We start from the raw sequence: 13,335 nt of genomic DNA on the forward strand, positions 1-13,335 counted from the left end.
GGGATGGTCGGGTGCTGCCGGGGTGGTGCCGTCTCAGGGACCGTCGCCGTAGTGCGCCCAGATGGTCTCGTACGCCTCGCACAGGGTCTCGGCGGCGCGCCGTTGCCGCAGGGAGAGCGGCCGGTGGGTGAGGGTGCGGAACCGGGCGCTCAGGGCGGCGGCGTAGCCCGCGACCTCGGCGCTCGGGGTCCCGGGCGGCGCTCCGAGCTGGGTGGCCAGCTCGGACCCGGCGAGCAGGAGTTCCAGCGCCCGCCGGTCGTCGGCGGGGACCATGGGAGAGGCCCGCAGCGCCTCGATCGCGGCGGGGTCCACCCGGACCCGGGGGAGCGGTTCGCCGCCCCCGCCCCCGCCACCGGCGAAGGACGTTCGCCCGTCCCGCGCGGTCCCGTCCGGTGCCGCCGCCTCCGGCGCGGCCTTCTCCGGTGCCACCTCGTCCAGCGCCGCCGAGACGAGGTCCTCCAGGACGGTCAGCACGTCCCTGGCCCGCTGCCCGCCGGTCCTGCCCTCGCTCATCATGGCGAGGGTGCGCCAGCGCATCGACGCCGCCGTGGCCGCGGCGGCGATCTCCGCGGGCGCGGCCCCCGCAGGCAGGCCGAGCTGCTCGGCGGGCTCGTCGTGGCGGGCCAGGCGCAGCAGCTCGGCGGTCATCTCCTCGTTCAGCACGAGCGTGCCGCGGCCGAGGGCCTCGGCGGCGGTGAAGATCCGCAGGCCGCCCAGGGAGGTCGCGATCGGCCGGTTCTCGTCGAGCTGGGCCGCCAGCGCGTCCAGGGTGGCGCGGTCGGCCCCCAGCGCGGGCGTGCGGGCGATCGCGCGCAGCCTGGTCAGCGCGTCGAGCGCCTTCAGCTGGTCGGCGCGGCGGGCGAAGTGGGCGATGCCCGCGGCCACCGAGCCGGTCGCGGCCCGGCCCGCCGAGGAGTAGCCGGAACGCTCCAGCAGGTGGGCGGCGAGCGTCTCGGGGTCGGCGGTCCCGGCCGCGCGCACCGCCTCCACCGCGCTGGTGATGCCGTAGCGGTGCAGCCGCTCCACCAGCCGGTGCCGCACCTCGGCCGGTACGGGCAGCTCGGGCGCCGAGCGGAAGTCGTCCAGGTCCAGGAGGTAGTCCTCCAGGTCGTCCTCGTCGAGCCCGGCCAGCGCCGCCAGGGCCGCCGTCTCCTCGGTGCCCAGCGGGCGGGCCCGCGCGGTCTCGGCCAGCAGGCCGATCACCGGGACCACGTCGAAGACGGAGGTGCGCAGGTCCGCGTAGCCCTTGGCGGCGAGCCGCCTCGCGGTCGGCCACGGGTCGTCCTCGTCGCCGCGCCGGTCGACCTGGCCGAGCACGGCGAGGGTGTTGACGCAGCTCATGCCGCAGGCGTCGGTGAGCCCGCGGAACTCGGCGAGGGTGGTGTCGTCGAACTTCTGGACGTAGCGCAGCACGTAGATCATCGCCTGCGCGCGGTCGTCCTCGTCGCCCGAGCCGAACAGCATGCTCCTGGCCGCCCGCTCGTTGGCGGCCGTCACCGTGTTCATGCCGGGGGTGTCGACGATGGTGATCGTGCGCAGCGACGGCAGGTCCAGCGTGACCCGCAGGCGCCGGATCGCGGCCACGTCGACGCCGAACTCGGCGGGGAGCCGGTGTCCCGGCAGCAGCCGGGAGTGGGCCACCCCGCCGTCGGCGAGTTCGACCGTGATGTGGCCGTCGTCCTCGCCGTACTCGTACTGGGTGACCACGAAGGTGCACTCGCCCGCGTCCACCGGGGCGACGGGCAGGCCGAGCAGCGCGTTCACCAGCGTCGACTTGCCACTGCTCACCGCGCCCGCCACCGCGACCCGCAGCGGCGCGTCGAGGCCGGCGCGCACCTGCCTCACCCGCTCGCGCAGCTCCGCGCCGGAGAGCCTGGCCGCGGTGGTGTCGCACAGGCGGCGCAGCAGGTCCGCGGGCCCGGCGTTCACGCGTCACCGTCCCGGCCGTCCGGAACGTTCCCGCAGCCGGTCAGCGCCGGCCAGACCGGGAGCAGGGGAAGGAACGCGCGTCGGTCCCTCATCGCAAGCCTTCCTCGTCGGCCGCCCGTGTGACCCGGATCCGGGTCCCCCCTCGGTGAGATCACACGGGCTCGTGCCGCTTTCTCAGGTCAGACGGTCGGGAAGGGGCCCGCGGTCTCGGTGTAGTCGGCGACCCCGTCACCGTTCAGGTCGACCCGCGTCTCGTCGATGTAGCCGTCGCCGTCGTGGTCGAGGTAGACGACGTCGGTGACGCCGTCGCCGTCGATGTCGTAGCGCTCCTCGTCGGCGAGACCGTCGCCGTCGATGTCGATCAGCTGGGCGTCGGTGCCTCCGTCGCCGTCGTAGTCGACCAGGTCAGTGCTGCTCACATCGAAATCGCTCATTGGTCCGATCCTTTCCGGTGGTGTTACATCGGATGAGAGTCACGATCGCACCGGATTGTTGCAGCCGAATCCCAGATTTCTTAGCAGATTTCCGAAAAGCAACCCCGCCATCACGATCTATCCGGACTAAAAGGGATAAATGAGGCTGAAAGTGTTCGGACGTCGCCCGCTCAGCTGAGCGCGCGGGCGGTGTGGATCAGCGGAACGTGGCTGAACGCCTGCGGGAAGTTGCCGACCATCCGGCCGTAGCGGGGGTCGTACTCCTCGGCGAGCAGGCCGACGTCGTTGCGGAGCGACAGCAGCCGCTCGAACAGCTCGACGGCCTCGTCCTTGCGGCCGATCATCGCCAGTGCCTCGGCCAGCCAGAAGCTGCACGCCAGGAACGCGCCCTCGCCACCGGGCAGGCCGTCCACGTCGTTGTCGGGGGAGACCGGATAGCGCAGCACGAAGCCGTCGACCATCAGCTCGCGCTGGATCGCCTCCACCGTCCCGACCACGCGGGGGTCCTCCGGCGGCAGGAAGCCGACGATCGGGATCAGCAGCAGGGCCGCGTCCAGCTCCTGCGAGCCGTACGACTGGGTGAAGGTGCCGCGCACCGGGTCGAAGCCCTTGTCGCAGATCTCGGCGTGGATGCGGTCGCGCAGGTCCTTCCAGCGCGTCAGCGGGGCGGGCTTGCCGAAGGCCTCCACCTGCCTGACGGCCCTGTCGACGGCGACCCAGCACATCACCTTGGAGTGGACGAAGTGCCGGCGCGGGCCGCGCACCTCCCACAGGCCCTCGTCCGGGTCGCCCCAGTGCTCCTCGACGTAGGAGATCAGCTCGAACTGCAGGGTCCACGCCCGGTGGTCCGCCTCGAGGCCCGAGACGCGCGACAGGTGCAGGGAGTTCATGACCTCGCCGTAGACGTCCAGCTGGAGCTGGTCGACCGCGCCGTTGCCGATCCTGACCGGCCGGGAGTTCTCGTAGCCGGGCAGCCAGTCGAGCTCCAGCTCCGTCAGCCTGCGCTCCCCGGCGACGCCGTACATGATCTGCAGGTCCTGGGCGCGGCCCGCGATGGCCCGCAGCAGCCAGGACCGCCACGCGCCCGCCTCCTCCAGGTATCCGGCGCCGATCAGGGCGTCCAGGGTCATGGTGGCGTCGCGCAGCCAGCAGTAGCGGTAGTCCCAGTTGCGGACGCCGCCGAGGTCCTCGGGCAGCGAGGTGGTCGGGGCGGCGACGATGCCGCCGGTGGGGGCGTACGTGAGCGCCTTGAGCGTGATGAGCGAGCGGACCACGGCGTCGCGCCACGGCCCCTGGTAGGTGCACTGCTCCACCCACTCGGCCCACAGCGTCTCGGTCTCGGCCAGCTGCTCGTACGGATCGATCTCGACGGGCCTCGGCTCGTGCGAGGGGTGCCAGGTGAAGACGAACGCCATGCTGTCGCCCTCGGACACCTCGAACCGCGCCCGGTGGGCGTAGTCGCTCCCCTCCAGCGCGACGGGGGAGTGCAGCCACACGGAGTCGGGTCCGCCGATGGCCTGCAGCAGGCCGTCGCTGCGGCGCACCCAGGGCACGATGCGGCCGTAGTCGAAGCGGATGCGGATCTCGGTGGCCATCTCCACCGTGCCGGACACGCCCTCCACGATCCTCACCAGGTCGGGGTTGGTGTGCCGGGTGGGCATGAAGTCGGTCACCCTCACCGTGCCGCCCGGGGTGTCCCACTCGCTCTCCAGGATGAGGCTCTCGCCCCGGTAGCGGCGCCGGGTGGCGCGCGGCCGCTCGGCGTGCGCGGGGCCGATCCACCACTGGCCGTTCTTCTTGTCCCCGAGCAGCGCCCCGAAGCAGGAGGGCGAGTCGAAGCGCGGCAGGCAGAGCCAGTCGATGGAGCCGTTCCGGCCGACCAGGGCGGCCGACTGCATGTCGCCGATGAGCGCGTAGTCCTCGATCCACATGACTCGAAGCTAACGCCTCCGCGCGGTCCACGGTGGCCTTGGGAGGAACTGGGCGCCCGGCCGCGTCCTGGGCATGAAGAACTGGCTCAGCGGCCCGATGGCGAGGGCGAACACCAGCGTTCCCACCCCCACCGTCCCGCCCAGCAGCCAGCCCGCGGCCAGCACGGTGACCTCGATGACGGTGCGCGCCGCGCGGATGGACAGGCCGAGACGGTTCAGGCCGGTCATCAGGCCGTCGCGCGGTCCGGGGCCGAGCCCCGCGCCGATGTACAGGCCGGTCGCCGCGCCGGTGACCACGACGCCGAGCAGGAGGTACGCCCAGCGCGCGGCGAGGGCGTCCGGGGTCGGGAGCAGCCACATGGCCGCGTCGGCGAACAGGCCGAGGAAGACGACGTTGCTGAGGGTGCCCACCCCGGGCCTCTGCCGCAGCGGGATCCACAGCAGCATGACCAGGGCGCCCACGATGATGATCCAGGTGCCGATCGACAGGCCCAGGTGGATGGAGAGCCCCTGGTGGAACACGTCCCAGGGGCTGCCGCCCAGCCGTGACTCGATCAGCAGGGCGACGCCGACGCCGTAGAGGGCCAGGCCCGCGTACAGGCGGGTGAGGCGGTTGGGGAGGGAGACGAGGGCGGGCAGGGAGAGTTCGCTCATGATGGCGTTAATCGTTCAGGCCATCTGGCCGGACCAAAAGGGCCAATCGTTACAAGTGGCCTTACGATGGCCCGCATGGACCGGTATATGAGCGGCCCCCAGCTCGCCCGCCTCCTGTCGATCGACCCCGCCGCCAGGCCGTACTACCGGGTCCTGGCCAGGACCGCGCGGTCACTGGTCCTCGACGGGCGGCTGCCCGTGCGGATGCGGGTGCCCGCCGAGCGGCATCTCGCCGCGGCCCTGGGTGTGAGCCGCACCACCGTGACCGCGGCCTACGACCTGCTCCGCGAGCAGGGGTACCTGGAGAGCAGGCAGGGCGCGGGAAGCTGGACCGCGCTGCCCGACGCGGGCTCGCTGGGCGCGGACAACCCGTGGCTCGCCGCCGAGGGCGACGGGCTGCTGCCGATGCACGCCGCGGCCCCGAGTGCGATCTCGACGCTGCCCGAGGCGATCGCCGCCGCCACCGGCCGCTATCCCCGCTACACGCTCGGCATGGGCTACGACCCGGTCGGGATCGCCCCGCTGCGCCAGGCGATCGCGGCCCGCTACACCGCGCGCGGGGTGGCCACCCGCCCCGAGCAGATCCTCGTCACCACCGGCGCCCAGCAGGCCATCCACCTGGTGACCACGATGCTGCTCTCCCGGGGCGACCCGATGCTGGTGGAGTCGCCCACCTACCCGCACGTCCTCGATCTGGCCAGGACGCGCGGCGCCAGGATCGTCCCGGTCGGCGTCCCCGAGGAGGGCTGGCGTGACCTGGAACTGCTGACCTGCGCGATGCGCCAGTCGGCCGCCCGCCTCGTGTACGTCATCCCCGACTTCCAGAACCCGACCGGGCACCTGATGGACGACACGGCGCGGGCGGCCCTCGCCGCCGCGGCGAGGCGGTACGGCACCACCCTGGTGGCCGACGAGAGCTGGGGCGAGCTGGCGATCGACGAGGGGCCCGGGGTCGCGCCGCTGGCCGCGTTCGACACCGACGGCAGGGTGATCACCATCGGCTCGGCGTCCAAGCTGTGGTGGGGCGGGCTGCGCATCGGCTGGATCCGCACCACCGCCGCGACGGTCCGCCGCCTGGCCGTGCTCCGCGCCTCGGTGGACATCGCCAGCCCGCTCTTCGAGCAGCTGGTGGTGACCGAACTGTTCGAGGACATCGAGGGGGCCAGGGCCGAGCGGGCCCGCCTCCTCGGTGCCTCCAGGGCCGTCCTGGCGGCCGAGCTGGCGGCGCGCATGCCCGACTGGAGCTTCCTGACGCCCGCGGGCGGCGGCTCGCTCTGGGTGCGGCTGTCCGACCCCTCGGCCGTCGCGCTGGTCGACGCGGCGGCCTGCCAGGGGGTCCGCCTGGCTCCCGGGCAGTGGTTCGGGGTGGACGGCACCCTGGAGGGGCGGCTGCGCCTCCCCTTCACCCAGCCGCCCCAGGTCCTCGTCGAGGCGGTGCGGCGCATCGCCGAGGCCAGGCGCAGGGGCGCGTACGGCACCCGCCCCGCCGAGCCCCTCACCCCGAGCCTGTGATCCCGTGGTTCAGTCGGAGGTGGTGACGCCCCTGGCCAGCGGGGCCCGCAGTTTCAGTTGCACGGCCGCCATCCGCAGTCCGAAGGCGAGGAGCGCGGCGGCCAGCGTGGCCGGCCAGCCGTGCAGGTCGAGGGTGTAGAGCAGCGCCATCAGCGCCGCGCCGAGCATGGCGGGCACCGCGTACAGCTGGCGGTCGTACAGCAGGGTGGGGATCTGCCCGGAGAGGACGTCGCGCAGGATGCCGCCGCCGACCGCGGTGGTGACCCCGAGCAGGGCCGCGTGCAGCGGGGAGAGGCCGAAGGACATCGCCTTCCCGGTGCCGACCGCGCAGAACAGGCCGAGCCCGGCGGCGTCGAACACGTTCATCGCGGGCATCACCCGCTCGACCTGCGGGTGCCAGAAGAACACGATCACCGTGGCCAGCACCGGCACGACCACGTAGCCGACGCTGGAGAAGGCCGCGGGCCGCACGTTCAGGATCAGATCGCGCGCGATGCCGCCGCCCAGCGCGGTCATCTCGGCCAGCACGGTCATGCCCACCACGTCGAGCCGCCTGCGCACGCCGACGAGGGCGCCAGAGAGGGCGAAGACGAAGATCCCGACGAGATCGAGCACATGATTCACTGATAAATTATGCCATAAACGGACATATGCACTTTCCGGAAAACCGGCGGGACGGTCAGGACGACGAGGGCGCGTCCGGCGTTCCCGGTGCGTCCGGCGCCCGGTGCTCGCGCATCATCGTGTGCAGCCTGCCCGCGAAGGCGAGCAGCACCAGCGACGCCACGATGGAGATCGCGGCGAGGGTGAGGAAGTACGCGGGCTCCGACATGTAGTTCTTCAACCGCCCCGTCTGCCCGCCCACCGCGTCGCCCACCGAGAAGGACAGGAACCACAGCCCGAGCATCTGGCTCTTGAACGCCTCGGGGGCGAGTTTGGTGGTGACCGAGAGCCCGACCGGGCTCAGCGCCAGTTCCCCGAAGACCTGGACGAGGTAGACCAGCACCAGCCACCACACCGAGATCCTCCCGGTCTGGGCCAGCATGGCGGCGAGCGCCATGATCATGAAGCTCAGGCCGTTGACGAACAGTCCCACGGAGAACTTGTGGGGAGCCGTCACCCGGTCGCCCAGCCTGACCCACAGCGCCGCGAAGACCGGCACGAAGATCATGATAAACAGCGGGTTGAACGCCTGCGTGGTCGCCGGGGTGATCCGCATGCCGAACAGCGACAGGTCCGTGTTGTTCTGGGCGAAGAACAGCAGCACGCTCGGCGCCAGATCGTAGATCATCCAGAAGATGGCGGCCGCGGCGAACAGCCAGACGTAGGCCTTCATCCGGGAGCGCTCGTCGTCGGTCAGGTTGTGGCTGCCCAGCAGGATGTAGCCGAAGTAGAGCACCGGCACGGCCACGATGAGCAGCGTCATCACCAGGGCGAAGGTGTCGAGGCTGAAGGTGCCCGAGGCCACCCACACGGCCAGCGCGCCGCTCACCGCGACGACGGCCACGACGAGGGCGAGGACGAAGTGCCGGCGCTCGCGCGGGGTCATCCGGTGGCCGGGCCGCTCGCCCACGCCCATGAGGTGGCGCCCGCCCAGCACGTACTGGAGAAGGCCCAGGGCCATGCCGACCGCCGCAGCGCCGAAGCCCAGGTGCCAGCGGTCGCCCTCGGCGAGCCGGCCGACCACGATGGGGGCGATGAAGGCGCCGATGTTGATGCCGAGGTAGAAGATCGAGAAGCCCGCGTCCCTGCGCGCGTCGTCGTTCTGCGGGTAGAGCTTGCCGACCATCGTGGAGATGTTGGGCTTCAGCAGCCCGGTCCCGATGATGATGAGGAGCAGGCCGAGCGCGACGAAGACGCCGCCCTTGACGGGGATGGCCATGCTGATGTGGCCGAACATGATGACGACGCCGCCGCACAGCACCGCCCTGCGGGCGCCGAGTATCCGGTCGGCGATCCAGCCGCCGGGCAGGGCGACGAGATAGATGAGGGCGCCGTAGATGCCGATGATCGCCTGGGCGGTCTGCTCGGTCAGCCCGAGGCCGCCCGTGGCGGGGGAGGCGGCCATGAAGGTGGCGAGGATGGCCCGCAGGCCGTACCAGCTGAAGCGCTCCCACATCTCGGTGCCGAACAGCGTGGCGAGGCCGCGCGGGTGCCCGAAGAAGGTCTTCTCGCGAGCCCGTGTTCCCGATGGCATGCGTCCCCCCGAACGTCATCGCGTGATCAGAGGCTAACTCTACGTACGCCTCCCGTGGGAACGGGAAAGCCGGTTGCGCAATGTGGCGTTTCTTCTCCCTTTCAGGGTCTTGTCCAAGGGGAACGGCGTGTGGTGCGATGCATGCCACTCGTGCAAGTGAGCACTTTCTGGAGGCGCGTCATGGCCGGTGTCCTTGAGGAGCGGGCGGCGATCGAGAGGGAGATCGCGGGCCGTACGGTCTGCGGTCAGCTGAAGGAGGCGGCGGAGAGCAATCCCGACGCACCGGCGTACTCCGACCCGGTCGAGGGGGGCTGGTCCACCCTGACCTACTCCCAGGCCAGGCAGCGGGTCCTGGAGATCGCCGCCGGTTTCGCCGCCCTCGGGCTGGAGCCCGGCGAGGCGGTCGCGCTCATGATGGTCAACCGCAGCGAGCACGTGCTGGCGGATCTGGGCGCGGTGCACGCCGGCGCCGTGTCCTGCTCGGTCTACTCGACCTTCGCCCCCGAGCAGGTGGCGTTCGTGGCCGGTGACGTCGCGGCGAGGATCGCGGTGCTCGGCGGACCGGCCGACCTGGCCAGGTGGGAGCCGGTCCTGGACGACCTTCCCGAGCTTCGCAAGGTCATCGTGCTGGAGGGCGCCCCGGCCGGCGACCGGTTCGTCTCCTGGGACGACTTCCTGGCCCTCGGCCGCGAGAGGCTCGCCGCCGACCCCGCCGCCGTCGACGCCCGCTGGCAGGCGGTGACCGCCGACGACGTCCTCACCGTCCTGTACACCTCCGGCACCACCGGCAACCCCAAGGGCGTGCCGCTGACCCACGCCAACGTGTTCTTCGAGGTCGTGGCCACCAACCGGATGGCCGACCTGCCCAGCAACGGCACCCAGATCTCCTACCTCACCTACGCGCACATCGCCGAGCGGGTGCTCAGCCTCTACCTGCCGCTCTTCAAGTTCTCCCACACCCACTTCTGCACCGACCTCGCCCAGCTCGGCGCCACCCTCGGCCAGGTCAAGCCGGTGCTGTTCTTCGGGGTGCCGCGCGTGTGGGAGAAGATGATGGCCCGCCTGCAGGCGCTGCTCGCCACCCAGCCTGAGGAGCAGCAGGAGAGCGTGCGCCAGGCGATGGCCGCCGGGCTCGCCTACATCGAGGCCAACCAGTACGGGCGCACCCCCTCGCCCGAGGTCCTGGCCGCCTACGAGCAGGCCGACGCCGCCCTGCTGTCGATCATCCGGTCGATGATCGGCTTCGACAACGCGGGCTGGCTCGCCACCGCCGCCGCGCCGATGCCGCTGGAGGTCCAGCGCTTCTTCGCCGGCCTCGGCCTGCGGGTCCTCGACGTGTACGGCATGACCGAGACGACCGGCGCGTTCACCGCCAACGCCCCCGACCGCTACAAGCTCGGCACGGTCGGCCAGGCGGGCCCCGGCGTCGAGGTCAGGATCGCCGAGGACGGCGAGATCATCACCCGCAGCCCGGCCAACACCCGCGGCTACCTCGGACGGCCCGAGGCCACCGCCGAGCTGCTCGACGAGGACGGCTGGCTGCACACCGGGGACGTGGGCTCCATCGACGAGGACGGCTTCGTCAGCATCGTCGACCGCAAGAAGGAGATCATCATCACCTCCGGGGGCGAGAACATCTCCCCGGCCAACATCGAGAGCCACCTCAAGGAGCACCCGCTCATCGGCCAGGCCCTCGCCTACGGCGACGGCAGGCCGTACCCGGTGGCGATCCTCACCCTCGACGGCGAGGTGGCCCCCGGCTGGGCGCAGGCCAACGGCGTCTCGTTCACCACCCTGGCCGACCTCGCCGAGCACCCCGACGTCCTCAAGGCCGTCGAGGGTGCGATCGCCGTCGCCAACGAGAAGCTGGCCCGCGTCCAGCAGATCAAGCGCTGGCGGCTGCTGCCGGTGGAGTGGACGGCCGAGAGCACGGAGCTCACCCCGAGCCTGAAGCTCAAGCGCCGCGTCATCCACGCCAAGTACGCCGAGATCATCGACGGCATGTACGAGGGCTGACCACACGGCATGAACGAGAGCTGACCACGAGGAGACCGCGAGCCGCCCACGAGCCGCCCGGCGCCCGCCGTCGCCGGGCGCCGGGTTCTCCTTTCCTTGATCTGGTCGCTGTGAAAAGCACTGTGCTCCCGCCCCCGCGTCGCGCCGCGTGAAACGTTCACGGCCGCCAGGACGCTTGGAAGGCGCCGATCGTCCAGACGACGCGCGAGCGGTGGAGCGGGATTCGACACGCCGGACCCGGCCCGGGGAAAGGGCCGGGCGGCCCGCTGACCTCCCGGTCCGGACCGCCGGGCCGCGAGGAGCGGGTCGCCGGACCGGCGCGGGCGAGGGGCGCTGTCCCAGCACGGGCGAGGAGCGCTGGTCCGGCACCGTGAGCCGGGACCTTTCGCCGCGGGGTGACAGGGACGCTGGTTGCTCACCGGTTCCGAAACATTTCGGAAGACTGAAGTGCGCCGAGTTCGCACGACGTTGAGCTACGAGTGAGGGCGAGAAAGGCCTTCCTCGGCATAAGGCTGTTGACACCTCCCTTGACGCACCTCTACTAGCCGCTTATATTTCCGCAATATTAATAAAGCTAATTGAAAGTTTCAGCCTCACGACTCCGATTGATTCCCGGCCGACAGCGTCAGGTGACGCCGCCGCCGGTCGAAGGGACGGCATGAGCGAACAGGCGGTCCACCGGCGACGCCCGCGGCCGCCGGTACGCGTTCACCGGCCGGTACCGGAGACGCGGGGATGAGCACGACCGGGACGGTCGAGGTGTCATCGGGCACTCCCGATCCAGGTGAGGTGACGTCCGATCCTGTCCGCGAGAAGCGCCCTCCCGGTCGTAGCTGGCGCCAGGCGCTGCGCCGTGATTGGCAGCTGTACTCGCTGGCGGTTCTTCCGCTGCTGTTCTTCGCGATATTCCGGTACCTGCCGATGCTCGGCAATGTGATCGCCTTTCGGAAGTTCGAGCCCGGTGGCAGCGTGCTGGGTGAGGAGTGGGCGGGCCTGCGCTACGTGCGGATGTTTTTGAACGATCCGACGTTTTGGCAGGTGTTCACCAACACGCTGGTGCTGGGCGCGCTGACCTTGTTGTTCTGTTTTCCGATGCCGATCGTGCTGGCGTTGCTGATCAACGAGGTGCGGCAGCGGCGCCTGAAGCGGTTCGTCCAGTCGGTGTCATATCTGCCGCATTTTCTGTCGATCGTGGTGGTGGCCGGTCTGGTCATCGAGTTGTTGTCGGTGGACGGGCCGGTGAACCAGATCCTGCGGGTGGCGGGCGATGACCCCATCTCGTTCCTGCAGCAGCCGGAGTGGTTTCGGACGATCTATGTGTCCTCGGAGATGTGGCAGACCGTCGGGTGGGGGACGATTCTCTATCTCGCCGCGCTGACCACCATCGACGACCAGCTGTACGAGGCGGCGCGGATCGACGGGGCGGGCCGGTGGCGGCAGACCTGGCACGTGACGCTGCCCGGCATCCGGCCGACCGCGGTCACGTTGCTGATCTTGAACATCGGAGCGTTCATGGCGGTCGGGTTCGAGAAGGTGTTGTTGCTGTACAACCCGCTGACGTACCCGACGGCGGACGTGATCTCCACGTACCTGTACCGGATGGGCGTGGTGTCGAACAACTTCAGCTATGCCACGGCGATCGGCCTGTTCGAGGCGTTGATCGGGCTGATTTTGGTGTTGTCGGCGAATCTGATCTCCCGGCGCACGGTGGGGACGAGCCTGTGGTGAGCACGGACCAGGCGGACCAGGAGGCGAGGGCGGACCGGGCGGCGAGGGTGGACAACAGCCGGGGTTATCGGGTGTTCCAGGCGGTCAACGCCGTCGTTCTGGCCGGTGTCGTGATCGTGACCCTGTACCCCTTCGTCAACGTGGTCGCCCGCTCGTTGAGTGATGAGGCCGCGATCCGCTCGGGTCAGGTCAACCTCATCCCCCGCGGCTTCACCCTGTCGACGTACGAGTATGTGATCTCTGATCCGACGTTCTGGACGAACTACCGCAACACCGTGGTGTACACGGTCGTGGCCACGGCGATCGCGATGTTCATGACCACCTGTTATGCCTACGTGTTGTCCAAGAGGCATCTCAAGGGCCGCAGGCTCCTGATCGGGATCGCCGTGTTCACCATGTTCTTCTCCGGCGGCATCATCCCCAACTACGTGCTGATCACCAGTCTCGGGATGAAGGACAGCATCTGGGCGATCGTGCTGCCGAACGCCATCAGCGTCTTCAACCTCCTGATCATGAAGGCGTTCTTCGAGGGGCTGCCGGTCGAGCTGGAGGAGGCCGCCGCGATCGACGGGATGAACACCTACGGCATCTTGCTCCGGATCGTGCTGCCGCTGTCGAAAGCGGTGATCGCCACGATGGTGCTGTTCTACGCCGTCGCGTTCTGGAACTCGTGGTTCGCCGCGTTCCTCTACATGAGCCAGTCCGATCTGTTTCCGGTGACCGTCTTCCTGCGCAACCTGATCGCCGGCGCCACCGGCGCGTCGTCGGTGGGCGCCGATGCGATGAACATGACGGTGGCCGCCAACATCAAGGCGGTGACGACGGTGCTCACCATCGTGCCCATCTTGGGGATCTACCCCTTCGTCCAGCGCTACTTCGTCACCGGGGTCACGCTCGGCGCGGTCAAGGGATAGCCGTGGGCCTGCCAGCCCGC

General features: G+C 70.3%; 10 protein-coding genes. 4 read left to right on the plus strand and 6 right to left on the minus strand.

What is annotated here, in order from left to right; translation table 11 throughout:
• Positions 1–33: 33 nt before the first annotated feature.
• The 4 genes from ACTOQ1_RS10540 to yczE all read right to left on the minus strand — a co-directional run bounded on the left by ACTOQ1_RS10540 (position 34) and on the right by yczE (position 4,948).
• A complete protein-coding gene (locus ACTOQ1_RS10540; protein ID WP_440066077.1) occupies positions 34–1,929 on the minus strand; it encodes a dynamin family protein in 1,896 nt (631 codons plus the stop codon).
• A 179-nt stretch (positions 1,930–2,108) separates the two neighbouring features.
• Complete coding sequence (locus ACTOQ1_RS10545) at positions 2,109–2,363, minus strand: hypothetical protein (protein ID WP_440066078.1); 255 nt, start codon at positions 2,361–2,363, stop codon at positions 2,109–2,111.
• Between the two features lie 170 nt (positions 2,364–2,533).
• Positions 2,534–4,294, minus strand: a complete 1,761-nt coding sequence (locus ACTOQ1_RS10550; protein ID WP_440066079.1) for a glycoside hydrolase family 15 protein — start codon at positions 4,292–4,294, stop codon at positions 2,534–2,536.
• 9 nt (positions 4,295–4,303) lie between these two features.
• Positions 4,304–4,948 carry a membrane protein YczE gene (yczE, locus tag ACTOQ1_RS10555; RefSeq protein WP_440066080.1) on the minus strand — a complete coding sequence of 215 codons (645 nt, stop codon included), beginning with the start codon at positions 4,946–4,948 and terminating at the stop codon, positions 4,304–4,306.
• A gap of 75 nt (positions 4,949–5,023) precedes the next feature.
• On the opposite strand from yczE, the gene yczR reads away from it, so the two are divergent.
• Positions 5,024–6,460 (plus strand): MocR-like transcription factor YczR, encoded by a 1,437-nt coding sequence (yczR, locus tag ACTOQ1_RS10560; RefSeq protein ID WP_440066081.1) that lies wholly within the window; start codon positions 5,024–5,026, stop codon positions 6,458–6,460.
• A 9-nt stretch (positions 6,461–6,469) separates the two neighbouring features.
• On the opposite strand, the gene ACTOQ1_RS10565 is transcribed toward yczR, so the two are convergent.
• On the minus strand, positions 6,470–7,084 hold the full coding sequence (locus ACTOQ1_RS10565; RefSeq protein ID WP_440066082.1) for a trimeric intracellular cation channel family protein: 615 nt from the start codon (positions 7,082–7,084) through the stop codon (positions 6,470–6,472).
• A 55-nt stretch (positions 7,085–7,139) separates the two neighbouring features.
• The gene (locus tag ACTOQ1_RS10570; protein ID WP_440066083.1) at positions 7,140–8,657 is read right to left on the minus strand and encodes a peptide MFS transporter; all 1,518 of its coding nucleotides are present in this window, start codon (positions 8,655–8,657) and stop codon (positions 7,140–7,142) included.
• Positions 8,658–8,837: 180 nt separating this feature from the next.
• Here ACTOQ1_RS10570 and ACTOQ1_RS10575 point away from each other — a divergent pair, with 180 nt between their 5' ends.
• The 3 genes from ACTOQ1_RS10575 to ACTOQ1_RS10585 all read left to right on the plus strand — a co-directional run bounded on the left by ACTOQ1_RS10575 (position 8,838) and on the right by ACTOQ1_RS10585 (position 13,315).
• Entirely contained in the window at positions 8,838–10,673 is a 1,836-nt protein-coding gene (locus ACTOQ1_RS10575; RefSeq protein WP_440066084.1) for an AMP-dependent synthetase/ligase, read from the plus strand.
• Between the two features lie 735 nt (positions 10,674–11,408).
• Positions 11,409–12,401 carry an ABC transporter permease gene (locus ACTOQ1_RS10580; protein WP_440066085.1) on the plus strand — a complete coding sequence of 331 codons (993 nt, stop codon included), beginning with the start codon at positions 11,409–11,411 and terminating at the stop codon, positions 12,399–12,401.
• On the plus strand, positions 12,398–13,315 hold the full coding sequence (locus ACTOQ1_RS10585; RefSeq protein ID WP_440066086.1) for a carbohydrate ABC transporter permease: 918 nt from the start codon (positions 12,398–12,400) through the stop codon (positions 13,313–13,315). Before ACTOQ1_RS10580 ends, ACTOQ1_RS10585 begins: the two co-directional genes overlap by 4 nt.
• The last annotated feature ends 20 nt before the right edge of the window (positions 13,316–13,335 follow it).

Source organism: Streptosporangium sp. OZ121 (assembly GCF_051918885.1).
Classification (GTDB): Bacteria; Actinomycetota; Actinomycetes; order Streptosporangiales; family Streptosporangiaceae; genus Streptosporangium.